Here is an 18,903-nt window from a genome sequence, read left to right on the forward strand (position 1 = left end):
TCCGCCGAACGTCCAGTGACACCCCTGACGAAGGTGAGGAGTCTCGCCTGAGTCAGGCGACGGAGCTGTACAGGGGGTCGCCCGTCCACGCGTAGGTCATGTAGACGACGCCCGCGTCGGTGGTGGTGCAGCCGGTGAGCTTGAGCCCGGCCGGGAGGGCCCCCTCGGCGAACATCCGCTTGCCCTCCCCGAGGACGACGGGGAAGACCATCAGGCGGTACTCGTCGACCAGCTCGGCCCTCTGCAGCGTGCGGATGAGGTCGCTGCTGCCCTGGGTGATGATCTCGCCGTCGGTGCGCCGCTTCAGGTCGGCGACCGTCTGCGCGGCCTCGCCCGCAAGGACCTCGGTGTTGCGCCACTCGGCCGTCATCGGCGACCTGGTGGCGACGTACTTGGGCATGCTGTTGATCTCGGCGCCGCCGTCCTCGTCGGACACGTGCGGCCAGTACGAGGAGAGGATGTCGTACGACCTGCGGCCCAGCAGCATGCCGTCCGCGCGGTCGAGCTGGTCGCCCATGATGCGGTTGAACCCCTCGTCCACGTGCGGGGCCAGCCAGCCGCCGTGCTTGAAGCCGTTGTCGTCGTCCTCGCCGGGCCCGCCGGGAGCCTGCATGACACCGTCCAGCGAAACGAAGGCGGAAACCACCAGCCTGCTCGTCATCTCGTACTCCTTCTTCCCGATACGGGCCCTTTCTCCGAGCCCGCCGTGTTCATGTCCCCAAGGCTGCCGATGCCCTCTTAAGAGATGCTTCAGGTTTCCTTCAGCGAAGGGCCGGTCCCCCCGAAAGGAGGGACCGGCCCCGGCCGTCACGGTATCCGGGCGTAGCCCGCGGCACGGGTGGTGAACGTGCCCCGGCCCTGCGTACGGCTGCGCAGATGGGTGGCGTAGCCGAACACCTCGGCCAGCGGCACCGTGGCGGTGGCCACCACCGTGCCGGCCTTCGCCGCCGTGCCGCTGATCCGGCCGCGCCGGGCGGCCAGGTCGCCCAGCACGCCGCCCGCGGCCTCCTCCGGCACCGTCACCGTGACCTCGACCACCGGCTCCAGCAGCGCCATCACGCAGGACCGCAGCGCCTCGCGCAGGCCCAGCCGGCCCGCCGCGCGGAAGGCCGTCTCGGAGGAGTCCTTCACGTGCGTGGCGCCGTCGGTCAGCGTGACGCGCAGACCGGTCACCGGGTGGCCGCCGAGCGGGCCCTCGGCCAGCGCGTCGCGGCAGCCCGCCGCCACCGCGCGCACGTACTCGCGCGGCACCCGGCCGCCGGTCACCGCCGACTCGAACGCGAACCCGGTGCCCGGCTCCACGTCGAGCACCACGTGCGCGAACTGCCCGGCCCCGCCGTCCTGCTTGACATGCCGGTAGAGGAGCCCGGACACGCCGCGCACGACCGTCTCGCGCAGCGCCACCCGGGGCCGGCCCACGGCGACCGCCATCCCGTGCTCGCGGCGCACCTTCTCCACCGCCACCTCCAGGTGCAGCTCGCCCAGGCCGGACAGCAGCGTCTGCCCGGTCTCGGGATCGGTCCGTACGGACAGGGACGGGTCCTCGTCCGTCAGCCGCGCCAGCGCCGACGACAGCCGCCCGGCGTCGGTGCTCCGGCGCGGTTCGACGGCCACGGACACCACGGGCTCGGTCGCCGACGGCGGTTCGAGCAGCAGCGGCGCCTCCCGTGCGCACAGCGTCGCGCCGGGACGCGCCGCCTTCGGCCCGGCCACCGCGACGATGTCCCCGGCGACCGCCCGGTCCACCTCGGTGTGCCGGTCGGCCTGCACCCGCAGGATGCGGGCGACCCGTTCGGTGCGTTCCGCGCCCGCGTCCAGCACCGTGTCACCCTTGCGCAGCGTCCCCGCGTACAGCCGCAGGAACGTCAGCCGGCCCGTCGCGGTGGAGCTGACCTTGAAGGCCAGCGCCGCGAGCGGCGCCTCGGGGTCGGCGGCGCGCTCCTGCTCCGCGCCGGCGTGCGTGCCGCGCACCGGCGGCACGTCCAGCGGCGAGGGCAGGTACGCGACGACGGCGTCCAGCAGCGGCTCGACGCCCCTGTTCCGGTACGCGGACCCGCACAGCACCACGACGCCGTCACCGGAGCGGGTGAGGTCGCGCAGCGCCGTCTGGAGCGTGCCGGCGGAGATCTCCGGTCTTGCGCAGAACTCCTCCAGCGCGCCCGGGTGCAGCTCGGCCACGGCCTCCTCCAGCAGTCTGCGGCGCCGCCGCGCCTCGTCCAGCAGGTCGTCCGGCACCGGGCCTTCCCTGAGCACGTCCCGGTCCCAGGTCAGGGCCCGCATGCGCGGCAGGTCGACGACGCCGGTGAAGGCGTGCTCGCGGCCGATCGGCAGCTGCGCGACCAGCGGCGTCACCCGCAGCCGGTCGCGGATCGAGGCGACGGCCGTGTCCAGGTCAGCGCCCGCCCGGTCCAGCTTGTTGACGAAGGCGACGCGCGGCACGCCGTGGCGGTCGGCCCGCCGCCACACCGACTCGCTCTGCGGCTCGACGCCCGCGACCCCGTCGAACACGGCGACGGCGCCGTCGAGCACCCGCAGCGAGCGCTCCACCTCGTCGGAGAAGTCGACGTGGCCGGGAGTGTCGATGAGGTTGATCCGGTGTCCGGCCCACTCGCAGCTCACGGCCGCGGCGAAGATCGTGATGCCGCGGTCGCGCTCCTGGGCGTCGAAGTCGGTGACAGTCGTCCCGTCGTGCACCTCGCCGCGCTTGTAGGTGGCGCCGGTGGCGTACAGGACGCGTTCGGTCAGGGTGGTCTTGCCGGCGTCGACGTGGGCGAGGATGCCCAGGTTGCGGACGACGGCAGGCGATCGAGTGGTGTGACGGCGCACGGTCCATGACCCTTCTTGCGGGATGGAGAACAGGACGGCGCGATGTGCCGGACGAGAAGAGGGGCAGGGCAGAGCAGGGCCCCGCCCGGGAGGATCAGGGGTTCGTCACGGCGTCCGGTGGCGGGCGCGCAGCCGGCACCGGGCCGCCGGAGACACCAGGATCACCTCGTACCGCGACGGGGGGACGGCGGCCGCGGTGCTGTGGTGGCGCACGGCGGGCTCCCCTCACACGTCGGAGCGCGCCACTGCGGCGCGCGGTACGGCGGCGAGTCTAATGATCGCGAGGGTGACGCGGAACCGGTTTTTCTGGTCAGCGTGACGTCCAGCGGGGGCCGTCGAGGCGCTCGCCGTTGTGCAGCGCGGTGAACAGGTCCTCCCACAGCGGCATGACGACCTCGGGCGAGTAGCTCTGGGCGGTCCTCGCCGCGGCGGCGCCCAGCCGCCGGCGGGTGTCGATGTCGCCCATCAGGCGCGACAGCGCGGCGCCCAGCGCCTCCGGGTCGCGCGGCGGCACCAGCACCCCGTCCACGTCGTGCGTCAGCACGTCCGCCGGGCCGGTCGGGCAGTCGAAGGCCACCACAGGCAGCGCGTGGCCCATCGCCTCGATCATCGCCATCGGCAGGCCCTCGATGCGGGAGCTGAGCGCGTAGATCGACGCCGCGGCCATCTCGTCGTGGATCGTCTCGGTGCGGCCCATCAGCTTGAACCGGCCGGTCAGGCCCGCCTCCTCGATGCGCTCGCGCAGCTTCTCCTCGGACGGGCCGGTGCCGAAGACCTTCAGCTCCCACTCGGGGCGCTCGTCCGCGATCGACGCGAACGCCTTGATGAGGTAGTCGAAGCCCTTCTGCTTGACCAGGCGGCCCACCGCGATCACCACCGGTGCCGTGTGGTCGGAGTGCACGCGCCCCGCCATCGGGATCCCGTTGGGGATGCGGATGACCGGGCAGCCGGGGAGCGCCTCTCGGTATTCGGCGCGGCTGGTCTCGGTCAGCACCACGACCGCGTCGAAGCGGCTGTAGTGGCGGCTGATCTGCTCCCGCACGGGCTTCCGGTACGAGCCCAGGTTCATGTGGTCCTGGGCCACCCGGATCACGCCGGACGTGGCGCGGCGGGCGGCGATGAGGTTCAGCGCCGGGCGGGTGGTCACCAGGATGCCGTCGCTCAGCGGGCTGACGTAGTCGATGACCGCGCGCTCCACGCGCTCGGTGAAGTAGCCGGCGGCGAACTCGCCCGCGGGCACGATCTTGCCCCGCGCCCGGCGCCACACCTTGCGGGCCAGGGAGTCGGTCTCGACCGCCGTCCGCTGGTCGACCAGGGCCCACACCTTCACCCGCGGATCGATGGCGAACTGCGGCTTGGTCCGTCGGCGGACCGCGCTGACGATCTCCACGTCGTGACCCGCGGCCGCCATGGCGTTCGCCTGGTTGACCACGGTGCGGATGGTCCCGCCCATGCCGTAGGCGTGCAACAGCATGTACCGGATCTTCATCTCTTGCGTCTCCGAGGCATGTCTCAGCCGGATGGCGTCCCGGGGCCACCCGTTTCATGCGGATCGAGGCTAATGCCTCTAGCTGGGAGTTCACTGGCAACGGCCCATGGACCCGCTCAGCCAGGGTACTGGCGATCCGGAGGACAATGATCAACGGAACGGGCGTCAGGGGCGGATCGAGCGGCGCAGCAGGGCCCAGGACCGCTCGGCCGCGGCCGGCCGGGCCTCCGCCGAAGCGCTGGACAGCACCCCGGCCAGCATGGCGATGACCAGCAGCAGGTCGTCAGCCGTGACGTCGGGGCGCACGGTCCCGTCGCGCCGCGCCTGGTCGAGCTTGCCCGCCAGCAGCCGGGCCACCCGGGTGCGCACCGCGGCCATGCGCTCGTCGGCCGAGGTGACCAGGTCCAGGAACGCCACCGAGGCGACGGTCTGCTCGATGATCCGCGCGAACAGGTCGTCGAGCGTGGTCGCCCGCTCGGCGGCGAGCGATTCCAGTTCGGACACGTTTCCGTCGAACACCGCCAGCGCCAGGCTCGCCCGGTCGGGGAAGTGGCGGTAGAGGCTGCCCTGCCCCACACCGGCCCGCCGCGCGACCGCGCTCAGCGGAGCGCCGAACCCGGCGGTCGCGAACAGCTCCCGGGCCGCTGTGACGAGCGCCGCGCGGTTCTCCGCCGCCGCGCTGGGCCCTCTGTTGGCTTTCCGTACGTGCGCCACGGCAGCAACGGTAGCCACCGGACAGTAATGTCCTGGGGCTTGCGGCGAAATGTCCAGTACGTGCCATGGCCATTCCGGTCAGGAGGCGCGAGGGGAGCCGAGGCTGCGGGAGAGGGCGCGGGCGGTGGCGCGCAGGGCGGGGGCGAGGGCGCGTGGCTCGGCGCCGGAGGCGGGGACCACCACCGACAGCGCCGCCACCACCCCGTCGTCGGCGCCGCGGACGGGCGCGGCGACGGTGAGGAGCGGCCCCGGCTCCGACCGCTCGGCCACCGCCAGCCCCGTCTGGCGCACCCGCGCCAGCGTCCGCCGCAGCGCGGCCGGTGAGACGGGCAGCCCCTCGGGCTCGTGCACCAGCGGCTCCGCCAGCACCCGGTCCTGGAGCTCGGGCTCGGCGTGCGCCAGCAGCACCAGGCCGACGCCGGTCGAGTGGAGCGGCAGCCGCCCGCCGACCCGGTAGAGCACGTCGACGGCGTCCCTGGCCGACAGCCGCTCCACGAGCAGGGCCTCGTGCCCGTCGCGCACCGCCAGCAGCACGTGCTGGTGCGTGGCCTCGTACAGATCCTCCATGTACGGCAGCGCGGCCTCGCGCAGCCCGTGCCCGCGCGGCGCGAGCGAGGCGAGCTCCCACAGCCGCAGCCCGATCACGTACCGGCCGCCGCCGTCGCGTTCCAGCGCGCCCCAGTGGAGCAGGCGGCGGGCCAGCCGCAGCGCCGTGCTCGGCGGCGTGCCGGTGGCGCGGCTCAGCTCGGCCAGCGTCATCGCCCGGCGGGTCGCGGAGAAGGCGCCGAGCAGCGCGAAGGCCCGGTCGATCACGGGGGCGCCGTGCGGCGGCCGGTGTCCGCGTGGAGCGTTCGTCACCCGTGCAGTGTGCCAGTGACGCATGCCATTGAGTGAAATCCTCCCTGGTGCGCGCCGGGGCCACGCCCTAGGGTTTGCCGATCAAGACAGATGTGGAGGCGACGATGACCGCGAACCCCGGATCCGACCGGCTCGACGCCCTGCTCGCACAGGTGCTCGGCTCCGTCGGCGGCGCGGACCCGCGGGTGCGCGAGCTGGTCGGCGGCCTGGTCGCCCACCTGCACGCGTTCGTGCGCGAGACCAGGCCCACCGAGGCCGAATGGCTGCGTGCCGTCGACTTCCTGGTCCGCGTCGGGCAGACCTGCACCGAGACCCGCAACGAGTTCATCCTGCTGTCCGACATGCTGGGCGTCACCTCGGCCGTCGACGAGGTGAACCACACCGGCCCGCCCACCATGACCCCCAGCTCGGTCGAGGGCCCCTTCCACTCGCCCGCGCCGCCCCGCCCCATGGGGGCCTGGATCGCCGAGGGGCCCGAGCGGCACCGCGGCGAGCCCGCCGTCGTGCACGGCCGCGTCACCGACTGCGACGGCAACCCCCTCGCCGGCGCGGTGCTCGACGTCTGGCAGTCGAACGACACCGGCCTGTACGACAGCCAGGACGCCGAGCAGCCCGACGGGAACCTGCGCGCCCTGCTCACCACCGGCGACGACGGCGCGTACTGGTTCCGCACGGTGAAGCCGAGCAGCTACCCGGTGCCGACCGACGGCCCCGTCGGCGAGCTGCTGCGGGCGATCGGCCGCCACCCCATGCGGCCCGCGCACGTGCACATCAAGGTCCAGGCGGCCGGGCACCGGCCGCTCACCACCCACATCTTCGTCGCCGGCGACCCCTACCTCGGCTCCGACGCCGCGTTCGCGGTCAAGGACGCGCTCGTCACGGACTTCCTGCCGTCCGCCGACGCGCGTTTCGGCATGGACGGCCCGTTCCTGGCGGCGGAGTTCGACATCAGGCTGGTCGAGGAAGGAGACCCGCGGTGAAGCTCGTCGGCATGGCCGCGCGCGACAACGGACGGCACGTCACGGTCGGCGTCCTGGCGGACAGCACCGTCACGCCCCTCGCCGAGGTGACCGACTTCTACAGCGACGTCCCGTACTGGCTGGACCGGGCCCGCCAGGCGGGGCCCGGCGGGGTGCCGCTGGCGGAGGTGGAGCTCGCGCCGCCCGTGCCGCCGTCGGCGCGGGTGCTGTGCGTCGGGCTCAACTACCGCGCGCACGCGGCGGAGGGCGGCTTCGAGCCGCCCGCGCACCCGACCGTGTTCGGCCGGTGGACGGCCTCGCTCTCGGTGACCGGCACGGCCGTGCCGGTGCCCGCCGGAGAGCCGGGGCTGGACTGGGAGGGCGAGGTCGCCGCCGTCGTCGGCGCGCGGCTGGCCGACGCCGGCGAGACCGAGGCGGGGGCGGGCGTCCTCGGGTACGCAGCCTTCAACGACATCACCGCCCGCACCGCCCAGAAGCTCACCAGCCAGTGGACTCTCGGCAAGAACGCCGACCGCAGCGGCCCGATCGGCCCGATCGTCACCGCCGACGAGACGGGGAGCCCCGCGGACGGATGGCGCGTGGTCACCCGGGTCAACGGCGAGGTGATGCAGGACGGCGACACCAGTGACATGATCTTCACCGTGCCCGCACTCCTGTCCCGCATCAGCGCCACGCTGACACTCCACCCCGGCGACGTCATCGCCACCGGCACCCCGGAAGGCGTCGGCTACGTCCGCACGCCGCCCCGGCTGCTGACGCCCGGCGACGTGGTCGAGGTGGAGGTCGACCGGCTGGGCGTGATCCGGACGCCGGTCACCGGCCCGGCCGGCAGGAGGGGCGCGTGAGCCGGGTCCTCGTCGCGGGAGGCGGCCCCGCCGGGCTGGCCGCGGCCGTCGAGCTCGGCCGGCGCGGCGTCACCGTCACCGTGGTCGAGCCGCGCACCACGATCGACCAGGACCGGCCGCGCGCCAAGACCACCAGCATGCGCACCATGGAGCACCTGCGCCGGTGGGGGCTCGCCGACCGGCTGCGCGCCGCCGCGCCGCTGCCCGTCTCCTGGTCGCAGGACGTCCTGTTCTGTACGAACCTGCTCGGCGTCGAGCTCACCCGCTTCCCCCACGCCTTCGGCCTCCACCCCGAGCGCGACGAGCGGTGGGCGGAGCCCGGCCAGCAGGTGCCGCAGCCGATCGTCGAACGGCTGCTGCGCGAGGCGGTGGCCGAGCTGCCCGCCGTCACGCTGCTGACCGGGGTCGCCGTCACCGCGATCGACCAGGACGGCGACCGGGTCCGCGCCCGGCTCTCCGACGGCTCTGCGCTCGAAGCCGACTACTTACTGGGCTGCGACGGCGCCGCCGGGGTCAGCCGCGAGGCGATCGGCGCGTCGTACGAGGGCTCGTCGGGCGAGCGGCCCAACCTGAGCGTGGTGTTCCGGGCGCCCGGCCTGGCGCAGAAGATCCCGCTCGACCCGGCCGTGCAGTACTGGGTGATCCATCCGGAGGTGTCCGGCCTGATGGGCCGGATGGACCTGGACGACAAGTGGTGGGCGATCATGGTGGGCGTCGACGTGCGCACCTCCGCCCCGGACCCGGAGCGGCTGGTGCGCGTGCTCATCGGCGCCGACCTGCCGATCAGCGTCGTCAGCACCGACCCGTGGGTGGCCCGGATGCTGCTCGCCGACCGCTACCGCGCCGGCCGGGTCTTCCTGGTCGGCGACGCCGCCCACCTCAACCCGCCGTGGGGCGGCCACGGGTTCAACACCTGCGTCGGTGACGCGGTCAACGTCGCCTGGAAGCTCGCCGCCGTGTTCCAGGGCTGGGGCGGCCCCGGCCTGCTCGACAGCTACGAGGCCGAGCGCCGCCCGGTGGCCGTCCAGACCGTCGCCGACAGCTCCGCCCAGGAGAAGCTGCTCGCACCTACCTTCGCCGACCGGCCGCTCACCGGCGCGGGCCCGGAGGCCGCCCGCGCCCGCGCCGAGACGGCCGCCGCGCTGCGGGTCAAGGCCGGCGAGTTCTACAGCGAGGGGCTCGTGCTCGGCTACCACTACGCGGGCTCGCCGATCGTGGCCGACGACGGCTCGCCCGTCCCGCCGCACACCCCGCAGGACTACCACGGCTCGGGCCGGCCGGGCGCGCGGCTGCCGCACGCCTGGCTGCCCGGCGGCCGTTCCCTGTACGACACGCTGGGCGAAGGGCTCACGCTGCTGCGCCTGACACCGGAGCCCGGCCCCGCCTTCGAGGAGGCGGCGCGGGCCCTCGGGGTGCCGTTCACGGTGGTGGACCTGGCGGGCGAAGGGCTGCTCGACAGGTACGGCGCGCCGCTCGTCCTGGTCCGGCCCGACCAGCACGTGGCCTGGCGGGGCGGCGGCGGCGACCCGGCGGCGATCCTGCGCACGGTGCTCGGGTTCAGCGGGGCGTGAACCAGACGCTGATCTGGTTCAGCTGGTCGGCCGGGCCCTCGGCGAGGACCCGCACGGTCTCGCCGTCCATCCCGCCGAGCACCAGCCGGCCCTTCTCGGGGCCGATGACGGTCGCCAGGAAGTGGCTCCTGTCCAGCCAGCCGTTGAACACCATGCCCTTCGCCGGCGGGATCACCGCCTTCCGCTCGCCGGTGGCCGCGTCCCACAGGCAGACGTCGCGCGACCCCTCCCGGCAGGTGGTGGTGAAAACCCGGCCGGCCGTGGTGTCCGCGACGCCGCCCCGGATCAGCGCGCCCTTGCCGGTGAACGTGCGCAGCACCCGGCCGTCGAGCCCGACATACCGGATGGCGCCGTCGCCGCCCTGGGTGACGAGCGTCGAGCCGTCCGGCCCCCACCCGTAGCCGGCCTCGCCGCCGAAGTCCGTGCGGCGGGTCTGGACGCTCTTGGCGGCCGGGTCGACGACGACGAAGCCGACGGTGCGCTGCTCGTCCGGGCCCGCCCTGAGCGTCAGGAGCAGGCGGCCGCCGTCGGCGGTCCAGGCCGGGTCCAGCGTGAGTCCTGGCTTGCCGGCGGTCCGCAGCGTGACGTCCTCGCCGGTGCCGCGGTCCACCAGCCGCAGCGTGTTGTGGTCGGTCACGTCGAGGTTGGAGACCGGGAGCGCGGCCACGTACCGGCCGCCGGGGGAGACGACCGGGATCTGGAAGCTGCCGAACCGCCGGAACTGCCCGGTCCGGGGATCGCGGACGTAGGCGGGGAAGTCCGCCTCCGCGAAGCCGCCGTAGTAGGAACTGGCCCAGATCGGGTCGGCGGGGTTCTCGTGCAGCTCGACCCCGGTGCCGGGGAGGGGCGAGGTGGTGGTGGAGCCGGTGCTCATCGGACCGGAGGAGACGCGCTGCGGCGCCGGCGGGACCGGGTCGTCCGGCGTGCTCCCGAGACCGAGCACGACGGCCGTCGCCGCGCCCGCCAGAATCACGGCGGCGGCGCCCGCGACGAGCACCCGCCGCCGCGGCCCGCGCGGGGCGGGCTCGGGGGCCGCGCTCCTGGTGCCCTCGGCGAGCAGGCGCCGCGGCTCCACCCGGTGACCGAGCAGCCGCAGCAGCGCGGTGCGCGCGGTCGGCCGGGCCGCCGGGTCCTTGGCCAGGCAACTGCTCACCACCTCGCGCAGGTCGCCGGAGAGATCGCCCAGGTCCGGCTCGGCGCGCAGGATCCGGTTCACCAGCGCGGGCACGTCGCCGGAGCCGAACGGCGGCGAGCCGGTCGCCGCGCACACCACCGTGGCCGCCCACGCGAACAGGTCCGCGGGCGCGCCCGCGCCGCGCCCGAACTGTTCGGGGGCCATGAACGGCGGCGTCCCCGTCAGGTGGTCGCCGTCCGGTTCCGCGGCGTCGAGCGTCCTGGAGATGCCGAAGTCGATCACCCGCGGCCCGTCCCTGCCGAGCAGCACGTTGCCCGGCTTGAAGTCGCGGTGCACCACCCCCGCCTGGTGGATGGCCGCCAGCGCGGTCACGCTGCCGATCGCCAGCCGGCGCAGCTCGGCCCCGCCCAGCGGCCCCCGCTCGGCGAGCACCCGGGCGAGCGACGGCCCGTCGACGAACTCGCTGATCACGTACGGGACGCCGTCGAGCTCGCCGCTGGCCAGCACGCTCGCCGTGCAGAACGCCTTGACCCGCCGCGCCAGCTCCACCTCCTTGGCGAAGTCGGCCCTGGCCTCCTCGTCCAGCGCGTGCGCCAGCAGCTTGATCGCCACCCGCTCGCCGGTGGCCGACTCGCCCAGGTAGACGACGCCCTGCCCGCCCTCGCCCAGCCGCCCCGCGACGCGGTACGACCCCACCCGCGCGGGGTCCTCCGTCAGCAGCGGCCTCGGCTCCACGGTCACCGCCGGATCGCCGCCCACTGGCGGTTGCTGCCGCGCTCGTCCACGTCCGCGAGCACGCGCTTCGTCCTCCCGAGGAAGTCCACGACCTTCACCTGGAGGCGGCCCTTCTTCTTGCCGGGATCCTCGATCAGCAGGTGGTCGTCGTCGAACCAGCCGATCAGCCGGACGTCGTCGTCGAGGCCCTCCACCGTGGCCTTGCGGGCGCCGGTCACCGCGTCCCAGACGCACACGTCCCCGCTCTTCGGACAGACGGTGAAGAACTGCCTGCCGTCGGGCGAGTACCAGTCGCGGTCGCGCGGCATGCCCACCCAGTGCTTGGTGGTCGTCACCTTGCCCGACATGTCGTACGTCTCGATGCCCTGCGACTTCTCACCCGAGTAGCCGCGGGCGATCGTCCCGTCCGGGAGGAACGTGAACGGCAGCGAGATCGCGTCCTTGTACTGGGTGTTGACCACCGTGGAGGTGCGCGCGGCCACGTCGACGACGACGAAGCCCGAGAACAGCTTCGCGTCCTCCGTCCTGATCGACAGGAGCAGCCGGCGGCCGTCGCGCGACCATGCGGGCACCTGCGTCGACTCGGGCTTCTTCACGGTCTGGACGGTGAAGGTCTCGCCGGTCGACAGGTCGCGGAACCGGACGTGGTCCATGTCGGAGTTCTGGTACTTGAGCCACGGGTTGAGCGCCACCCACCGGCCGTCCGGCGACACCCGGGGCTCCTCGGCCAGGCCGACCTCCTCGAACCGGCCGGACGCGTCCCTGACGAACGTCTTGAAGGGCCGGCTCACCTGGAGGTAGGCCGTCAGGCGCGCGACGTCGTCCGGGTGCTCGTGCAGCGTGGCGCCGATGTCGGGCAGCTCGACGTCCTTGTCCGCCTTCGGGGGGACGCTGGCGACCGGCGCCGTGGTCACGCTGGGGGTGATCGGCGCGCCGGAGGTGATGACCGCGCCGGGCGAGGGGGACGAAGCCGCCGAGGTGGTCACCCACGGGGGCGCCAGCGTGTACACGGCGGCGCCCGACAGCAGCGCCCCGGCGGCGAACGCCGCCACCGCGACCAGCGGCCCCCGCCCGCGCCGCGCGGGCGGCTCGTTCCTCCCGCCGGCCTGCGGGAGCAGCTTGCCGGTCAGGAACCGCGTCTCGCCGACCAGTCGCAGCAGCACGTCGCTGGAGGAGGGGCGGCGTGCCGGGTCCTTGTCCAGGCACCCCTCGACGACGCCCCGCAGGTCCCCGAGATCGGGCAGGTCGGGCGGCTCGCCGACGATCCGGTTGACCGTGCCCGCCATCGACCCGCCGTCGAACGGGGAGCGCCCCGTGGCCGCCGACACCAAGGTCGCGGCCCACGAGAACATGTCCGCCGCCGGCCCCGGCTCCGCCCCGTCGAGCCGCTCGGGCGCCGCGAACGCGGGCGTCTCCACCTGCCGGGTCGTCGTCTCGGCGGAGGCCGCCATCGCCCCCGCCACGCCCACGTTGATCAGCCGGGGGCCGTCGGGACCGAGCACCACGTTCTCCGGCCGCACGTCGCCGTGGACCGCCCCCGCCTGGTGGATCGCCACCAGCGCGGTCACCGTGCCGACCGCGAGCCGGTGCAGCGCCGCCTCCCGCAGCCGCGTCCCGCCCGCCGTCACCGCCGCCAGCGTGGGCCCGTCGATGTACTCGCTCACCACGTAAGGGCGGCCGCCCGCCGTGCCCGAATCGAGCACCTGGGCCGAGCAGAAGGCGGACACCTCGCGGATCGACTCGACCAGCCGCAGGAACCGCTCCTGGTCGACCTGCGGGCCCAGCAGCTTCACCACCACGGGCCGGCCGGCCTCCGCGCCCTCGGCCGCGTACACGCCCCTGCCGAGCCGGCCGATCAGCCGGTACGGGCCCACGTGGGTCGGGTCTTCCTCGCGCAGCGGTAAGAACTCGGGCATCCCGGTTTCTCCTCCCGGCAGGTGAGGCTGCCGCGTAGATCACCGATTATGAGTGTTCACCGGGCGGATTGACATGCCCTTGACACCCATTGTGCGCCCGGATCCGCGCGGGAGCGCTACCCCGGATCCCGGTGCGCCCGCACCGCCCCCACCAGCAGAACGACCAGCCCGAGCACGATCCCGGCGAGCACCAGCGGCTCGTTCCAGCCGGTGACGAAGGGGGTGGCCGCGGTGACCGCCCAGAGGACGGCGACCGCGTACGAGAAAGGGGCGAATCTGACGTGTATCCGCCGCCAGGCCTCGTCGCTCGCCATGGACGTCCTCGTACGGACCCCGAAGAGAGGGTTGCGCGGCAGCCGCCGGGACGCGCCCAGCAGGCCCAGGGCGAGCGCGAGGAACGCCGCCCCGCCGAAGAGGACCGCGACGATGATCTGCTCGCCCGCCGTCATGATCGCCCCTCCTCGGATCGAGGCTGTCACGCGCAGAGGGCGGTGTCCAGGGCGGCTTCCAGGTTCTTGACGGCGGGCAGGTCCGACGGCAGGGAGGTTACCGCGACGGTGGCGGCGCGGCCGTCCTCGGTGACGCCGTTGCCCGTGGCGTAGCCGGGGGCGGAACCGCCGTGGGACCAGGCGAAACCGCCGCAGCTCAGCTTGAAGGTGGCGATGCCCAGCCCGTACCGGGCGCCGCCCACGGTGTCGAACTCGGGCGCGGCGACGGTCTTCTTCATCTGCTTGAGCTGCGCGGGCCTGAGCAGCTCGCCGTTCATGAGCGCGGTCATGAACGTGTTGAGATCCTTCGGGGTGGCCACGAGCGCGCCCGCCGCCCACGCCATCGACGGGTCCAGCCGGGTGACGTCCCGGTACGGGTCGTCGGCCTTCAGCGCGAGGTAGCCCTTGGGGTGCGGGCCGCGGATGTCCCGCTCGCCGACGCCTGGCCAGTACGTGTCGCGCAGGCCCAGCGGCTTGATGACGCGCCTGGTGATCTCCTCGCCGATCGGCCGGCCGGTGACCTTCTGCACGACGAGCCCGGCCAGGACGTAGTTGGTGTTGCTGTAGTCCCAGCCCTTGGCGGGGGAGTCCCGGCGCGCCAGCGCCGTGTCCACCAGCTCGCGCGGCTCGAAGTGGCGCTCCAGCACGGAGAAGAAGTCGCCGATGAGGACGTCGTCGTAGTCGCGCAGGCCGCTCGTGTGCTGGAGCAGCCGGCGGGTGGTGATCTTCCGCCCGTCGACGCCCTTGCCCCGGACCACCCCGGGCAGATACTTCTCGATGGGCGCGTCCAGGTCCAGCTTGCCCTCACCGGCCAGCTGGAGCGCGACCACGGCGGTGAACATCTTGGTGTTGCTGGCGATCCGCACCCGCCCGTCCGCAGGCATCTTCGCCTCGGTCTTCAGGTCGGCCACGCCCGCCGTGTAGGTGCGGGTCCGCCCGTCGCGCCCGCGCACGGCCGCGATCGCGCCGGGGAACGAGGACTCCTGGACGAGCGTGTCCAGGCGCTTCTGCACGGGGTCGGCGGGGGCGGCGTGCGCGACCGGGGCGGTCAGGCCCAGCCCGGCCAGCGTGGCGAGTGCCGACGCCGCCAGGATGCGTGCGGGGTGCTGCGACATGGGTGGCTCCCTCTGCTCGGATGGCTCGTTCTCGAACACCACCCAGCCTGTCGGCGCGCCCCCTCAAGATCGATCCAGTCCGCTGGAGACCGCTGGTACAGCCTGCACTACGTCGTGGGAACGGCAGCGGCGAGCAGGTGCTCGTCGCCCGGCCGGCAGACGAGCTGCAACCCGACAGGCAGCCCGCCGGCCAGGCCCGCCGGCACGGACAGCGCCGGGAAACCGAGCACGTTCCACGGAGAGGTCAGGGCCAGCAGCGCGGCGCGGACGCCGACCGGCCGGCCGTCGAGCACCGTCTCCCGCAGGCCCAGCGGCGGGGCGGTGAGCGGCACGGTCGGCAGCGCGAGCACGTCATGGTCCTCGAACAGCTTCTCGGCCACCCCGGCGAGCCGCCGCCGCTCCGCCGTCGCGCGGACGTACTTCCAGCCCGGCACCCGCATCGCGCCCCTGAGCCGGTCGAGCACCTCGGGCTGGAACAGCTCAGGCGCCTCCGCCACCCGCTCGGCGTGCACCTCGGCCGCCTCTGCGCCGCCGATCGTGACGTACACGTCCATGAACGCCTCGGCGGCTCCCGGCGGGAGCGCGACCCGCTCCTTCGCGCCCGCAGCCCCGGCGGCGACCCGCACCACCTCGGGGTCGCAGGGGTGCAGGTCGGAGGGGTCGAGCCAGGCGACGCGGGGCGTGACGGAGCCGCTCTCGACGGCGTCCCTGCCGCTGAGGAGGCGGTAGGCGAGGAAGCACTCGCCGGCGGTACGGGCGAGCACGCCCACGTGGTCCAGGCTGGGCGACAGCGGGAAGGCGCCGTCGGCCGGGATCGCGCCGTACGCGGGCTTGAGACCGGCCACCCCGCACAGCGCCGCGGGGATGCGCACCGAGCCGCCGGTGTCGGTGCCGATCGCCAGCGGCACCAGCCCCGCGGCCACGGCGGCGCCGCTGCCGCCGCTGGAGCCGCCCGACATGCGCGCGGGGTCCCACGGGTTGCGGGACGCGCCGTTGGCCGAGCAGTCGCCGGTCGGCCCGTACGCGAACTCCTGGGTCGTGGTCTTGCCCACGATGACCGCCCCGGCCTCGCGCAGCCGGGTCACGCACGCCGCGTCGGTGTCGGGGACGTACCCCTCGAAGTGCCGCGAGCCCATGGTGGCGGGCATGCCCGCCACCAGCAGCAGGTCCTTGACCCCCACCGGCAGCCCGTGCAGCGGGCCCCGGTCGGCCCCGCCGGCCAGCTCGGCGTCGGCCTCCCTGGCCGCCGCCAGCGCGCCGTCCTGGTCGACGCTCACGAAGGCGTTCAGTACGGGATCGAGCCTGGTGATGGCGTCGAGCGCCTCCCGCGTCAGCTCCTCGGCCGTCGTGCGGCCCGCCCGCAGGTCGCGGCCGAGGTCGTCGATGGTGCGGCCGGCGAAAGGCCCGGAAGACGTCGTCATGCAGTCACTTCTACATGCTCACGCCACGCGCCCCACATGTGCGGGTGATTAACCGATTCAGGGTTCACGACATGACCTTTGTTGGGTCGGCCTGCTGAAACTTTCAGTCGGTTCGGTGAACCAGTTAAGAAAAGCGTTGACGGTGTGGATCAGCGTAGGTAGCGTCCCCGATCGCGTACCCCGCCATCAGCCGGAGGCGTCCATGCGGCTCACCGCCCTCGTCACCGCCCTGCTCGTCGCCGGAGCGACGCTCGTCGCGGCGCCGGTCCAGGCCGCGGCCCCCGCGCCGCCGACCGCGGGGCCCGCCCTCGCCGCCACCCCGCCGATGGGGTTCAACAACTGGAACGCGTTCGGCTGCGAGGTCAGCGAGACCCTGATCAAGGAGACGGCCGACGTCCTGGTCTCCAGCGGGCTCAGAGACCTGGGGTACGAGTACGTCAACATCGACGACTGCTGGTCCCTGCGCGAGCGCGGACCCGACGGCAGGCTCGTCCCCGACCCTGACAAGTTCCCCGGCGGGATCGACGGCGTCGCGGACTACGTCCACGCCAAGGGCCTCAAACTGGGCATCTACGGCGACGCCGGCACCAGGACGTGCGCCGGTTATCCGGGCAGCCTCGGCCACGAGGAGATCGACGCCCGCACCTGGGCCGGCTGGGGTGTCGACTACCTCAAGTACGACAACTGCAACAACCAGTCCGACGGCTCGCAGGAGGACTACATCCGCCGCTACACGGCGATGCGCGACGCGCTCGCCCGAACCGGGCGGCCGATCGTCTACTCCATCTGCGAGTGGGGCACCTCCCAGCCGTGGACCTGGGCCGAGGGCGTCGGGGAGCTGTGGCGCACCACCGGCGACATCAGCGACGACTGGTCCAGCGTCCGCTCCATCATCCGCCAGAACGCCCCCCTCGCCCCGTACGCGGGACCGGGACACTGGAACGACCCCGACATGCTGGAGATCGGCAACGGCGGCATGACGGCCACCGAGTACCGCACCCACATGAGCATGTGGGCGATGATGGCCGCCCCGCTGATCATCGGCACCGACCTGCGGGCCGCCTCCGCCGAGACCCTGGAGATCCTCGCCAACCGCGAGATCATCGCCGTCGACCAGGACCGGCTGGGCGTCCAGGGCGCGGTCGTCTCCGACGAGAACGGCCTCATGGTGCTCGACAAGCCGCTGGCCGGCGGCGACCGGGCGATCGCCCTCTACAACTCCACCGACACGCTCGCCACGGTCAGCGTCGCCGCCGCCGACACCGGGCTGCGCCGGGCCGGCGCGTACCGCCTGCGCGACCTGTGGACCGGCCGGACCCTCCAGGCCCGGTCCACCATCTCCGCCGCCGTCCCCGCGCACGGCACCGTCGTCTACCGGGTGAGCCCGCTGCGCGGCCCCGGCGACGTGCCGCCGTCCGTCGTCGCCGGCGCCGCCCTCGGCACCGTCGTCCCCGCCGACGGCGGCACGCTGACCACGGCGGTCACCAACCGCGGCGCCGGAGACGTACGCGACGTCAAGGTCACCGTGCGGACGCCCGAGGGCTGGACCGCCACCGCGACCGGCCCGTCCGGCAGCGCCCGGCTCCGGACGGACGCCGCCCTGGAGACCACCTGGCGGATCGGCGTCCCCGCGACCGCGGCGGCCGGCCGCCACCCGATCGAGATCACCGCCGCCTACCGGTGGGGCCGCCGCTCCGCCAGCACGTCCAGCGAGATCGTCGCCGTGGTCGTGACCGCCCCCGGCGACGGCCGCCGCCACCTCAGCACCGTCGCCCCGGTCAGCACCGTCAACGCCACCGGACCCGTCGAGGCCGACCAGAGCAACGGCGGGCCGCTGGAGGACGACGGCAACCTCATCACCATCGGCGGCCGCGTGTACCAGCGCGGGCTCGGCACCACCACCGGCAGCGAGATCAGCTACTACCTGGGCGGCCGCTGCTCCCGCCTGGTCACCGACGTGGGCGTCGACGACGAGGCGGCGGCCGGCGCCCCCGCCACGTTCACCGTCCACGCCGACGCGCGCACCGCCGCGGCCAGCGGCCCCATGACCTCGGGCCAGGCGCCCGCCACGCTCACCGCGGACCTCGCCGGCGCCGACTGGCTACGCCTGACCGCCGAGTCCGGCGCGGCGGCGGTCCACGCCGACTGGGCGTCACCGGTGCTCACCTGCGGCGACGTCCCCGACGACAGCCCGGTGCTGCCGGTCTCGCGCACCCTGTTCTCCTTCGAGACCGGCACCGACGGCTTCACCATCGCCAACCCCGGCGACGGCGGCACCGTCGCCTTGTCACCCCTCTTCCACACCCACGGGACCAGCGGGCTCAAGGTGTCCACCCCGGTCGCCGGCAACTGGTTCGGCAGGCCGCTGGACGAGCCGCTCGACCTCACCGGCACGAGCATGCTCAGGTTCGACGTGCGGGCCGGCGAGGTCGGCACCGTCGGCGAGATCGCCATCCAGGTCGGCGAGGACATGTCGTGGTGCCAGGGCGGCCGGTGGGGCTGGATCGGCCCGCACTCCAGCAGGACCGTCACCGAGCGGTTCGACCAGATCGCGTGCCCGCTCGGCGTCACCCTCGACCCGGCCGACGTCCGCGCCGTCTGGGTGTTCCTCAACACCGGCGGCGACGTGCACATCGACGACGTCCGCGCCGAGTAGGGCGCGCTGTGCGACGATGCGGTGTCGTCCCGCGCCGATCGGAAGCAGATGAGATACGGAGTACGCGAGTTCGAGCTCACGCTGATGCACCGGATGCGCGACGTCAACGCCCCGCGGGTGGAGCGGGCGCTGCACGACCCGGGCCGAGCTGCGG

14 protein-coding genes are annotated in these 18,903 nt (G+C 73.9%); 4 read left to right on the plus strand and 10 right to left on the minus strand.

Features of this window, described 5'->3' with window-relative positions; genetic code table 11:
- Positions 1–52: 52 nt before the first annotated feature.
- The 5 genes from AB0K05_RS11535 to AB0K05_RS11555 all read right to left on the minus strand — a co-directional run bounded on the left by AB0K05_RS11535 (position 53) and on the right by AB0K05_RS11555 (position 5,887).
- Complete coding sequence (locus AB0K05_RS11535; RefSeq protein ID WP_271278689.1) at positions 53–661, minus strand: dihydrofolate reductase family protein; 609 nt, start codon at positions 659–661, stop codon at positions 53–55.
- 146 nt (positions 662–807) lie between these two features.
- Positions 808–2,826, minus strand: coding sequence for an elongation factor G (fusA, locus tag AB0K05_RS11540; RefSeq protein ID WP_271278688.1), 2,019 nt, complete (start codon positions 2,824–2,826; stop codon positions 808–810).
- Positions 2,827–3,136: 310 nt separating this feature from the next.
- Positions 3,137–4,315 (minus strand): glycosyltransferase family 4 protein, encoded by a 1,179-nt coding sequence (locus AB0K05_RS11545; RefSeq protein ID WP_271278687.1) that lies wholly within the window; start codon positions 4,313–4,315, stop codon positions 3,137–3,139.
- 165 nt (positions 4,316–4,480) lie between these two features.
- Positions 4,481–5,029: a helix-turn-helix domain-containing protein gene (locus AB0K05_RS11550; RefSeq protein WP_364228603.1), complete on the minus strand. Its 549-nt coding sequence runs from the start codon at positions 5,027–5,029 to the stop codon at positions 4,481–4,483.
- Positions 5,030–5,107: 78 nt separating this feature from the next.
- Positions 5,108–5,887: an IclR family transcriptional regulator gene (locus AB0K05_RS11555; protein ID WP_261808735.1), complete on the minus strand. Its 780-nt coding sequence runs from the start codon at positions 5,885–5,887 to the stop codon at positions 5,108–5,110.
- Positions 5,888–5,991: 104 nt separating this feature from the next.
- Between AB0K05_RS11555 and AB0K05_RS11560 the strand changes: the two genes are divergently transcribed.
- Genes AB0K05_RS11560 through AB0K05_RS11570 form a run of 3 tightly spaced genes read left to right on the plus strand, consistent with a single transcriptional unit; the run spans position 5,992 to position 9,283 of the window.
- The gene (locus AB0K05_RS11560; protein ID WP_148033254.1) at positions 5,992–6,867 is read left to right on the plus strand and encodes a dioxygenase; all 876 of its coding nucleotides are present in this window, start codon (positions 5,992–5,994) and stop codon (positions 6,865–6,867) included.
- A complete protein-coding gene (locus AB0K05_RS11565; RefSeq protein WP_364228606.1) occupies positions 6,864–7,712 on the plus strand; it encodes a fumarylacetoacetate hydrolase family protein in 849 nt (282 codons plus the stop codon). Before AB0K05_RS11560 ends, AB0K05_RS11565 begins: the two co-directional genes overlap by 4 nt.
- Positions 7,709–9,283, plus strand: coding sequence for an FAD-dependent monooxygenase (locus AB0K05_RS11570; protein WP_364228608.1), 1,575 nt, complete (start codon positions 7,709–7,711; stop codon positions 9,281–9,283). The genes AB0K05_RS11565 and AB0K05_RS11570 overlap by 4 nt, the downstream gene beginning before the upstream one ends.
- Here the strand turns inward: AB0K05_RS11570 and AB0K05_RS11575 are convergent.
- The 5 genes from AB0K05_RS11575 to AB0K05_RS11595 form a co-directional block, all read right to left on the minus strand.
- Positions 9,270–11,159, minus strand: a complete 1,890-nt coding sequence (locus AB0K05_RS11575) for a serine/threonine-protein kinase (RefSeq protein WP_364228610.1) — start codon at positions 11,157–11,159, stop codon at positions 9,270–9,272. The genes AB0K05_RS11570 and AB0K05_RS11575 overlap by 14 nt on opposite strands.
- The gene (locus AB0K05_RS11580) at positions 11,156–13,069 is read right to left on the minus strand and encodes a protein kinase (RefSeq protein WP_364228612.1); all 1,914 of its coding nucleotides are present in this window, start codon (positions 13,067–13,069) and stop codon (positions 11,156–11,158) included. Before AB0K05_RS11580 ends, AB0K05_RS11575 begins: the two co-directional genes overlap by 4 nt.
- Before the next feature lie 116 nt (positions 13,070–13,185).
- A complete protein-coding gene (locus tag AB0K05_RS11585) occupies positions 13,186–13,518 on the minus strand; it encodes an SdpI family protein (protein WP_219551170.1) in 333 nt (110 codons plus the stop codon).
- A gap of 26 nt (positions 13,519–13,544) precedes the next feature.
- Positions 13,545–14,672 (minus strand): serine hydrolase domain-containing protein, encoded by a 1,128-nt coding sequence (locus AB0K05_RS11590; RefSeq protein WP_364228614.1) that lies wholly within the window; start codon positions 14,670–14,672, stop codon positions 13,545–13,547.
- Between the two features lie 107 nt (positions 14,673–14,779).
- Entirely contained in the window at positions 14,780–16,093 is a 1,314-nt protein-coding gene (locus tag AB0K05_RS11595) for an amidase (RefSeq protein WP_364228616.1), read from the minus strand.
- Between the two features lie 202 nt (positions 16,094–16,295).
- Between AB0K05_RS11595 and AB0K05_RS11600 the strand changes: the two genes are divergently transcribed.
- On the plus strand, positions 16,296–18,749 hold the full coding sequence (locus tag AB0K05_RS11600) for an NPCBM/NEW2 domain-containing protein (RefSeq protein WP_364228618.1): 2,454 nt from the start codon (positions 16,296–16,298) through the stop codon (positions 18,747–18,749).
- Positions 18,750–18,903: the final 154 nt, after the last annotated feature.

Origin of the sequence: Nonomuraea sp. NPDC049486 (genome assembly GCF_040676925.1) — a bacterium.
Lineage (GTDB): Bacteria > Actinomycetota > Actinomycetes > Streptosporangiales > Streptosporangiaceae > Nonomuraea > Nonomuraea ferruginea.

Excerpts from the sequence above, each read along its gene's own strand:
- AB0K05_RS11585 (WP_219551170.1), bottom strand. The coding sequence starts at position 13,518 with ATGACGGCGGGCGAGCAGATCATCGTCGCGGTCCTCTTCGGCGGGGCG.
- AB0K05_RS11580 (WP_364228612.1), bottom strand. The coding sequence starts at position 13,069 with ATGCCCGAGTTCTTACCGCTGCGCGAGGAAGACCCGACCCACGTGGGC.
- AB0K05_RS11535 (WP_271278689.1), bottom strand. The coding sequence starts at position 661 with ATGACGAGCAGGCTGGTGGTTTCCGCCTTCGTTTCGCTGGACGGTGTC.
- AB0K05_RS11560 (WP_148033254.1), top strand. The coding sequence starts at position 5,992 with ATGACCGCGAACCCCGGATCCGACCGGCTCGACGCCCTGCTCGCACAG.
- AB0K05_RS11600 (WP_364228618.1), top strand. The coding sequence starts at position 16,296 with ATGCGGCTCACCGCCCTCGTCACCGCCCTGCTCGTCGCCGGAGCGACG.
- AB0K05_RS11595 (WP_364228616.1), bottom strand. The coding sequence starts at position 16,093 with ATGACGACGTCTTCCGGGCCTTTCGCCGGCCGCACCATCGACGACCTC.
- AB0K05_RS11590 (WP_364228614.1), bottom strand. The coding sequence starts at position 14,672 with ATGTCGCAGCACCCCGCACGCATCCTGGCGGCGTCGGCACTCGCCACG.
- AB0K05_RS11545 (WP_271278687.1), bottom strand. The coding sequence starts at position 4,315 with ATGAAGATCCGGTACATGCTGTTGCACGCCTACGGCATGGGCGGGACC.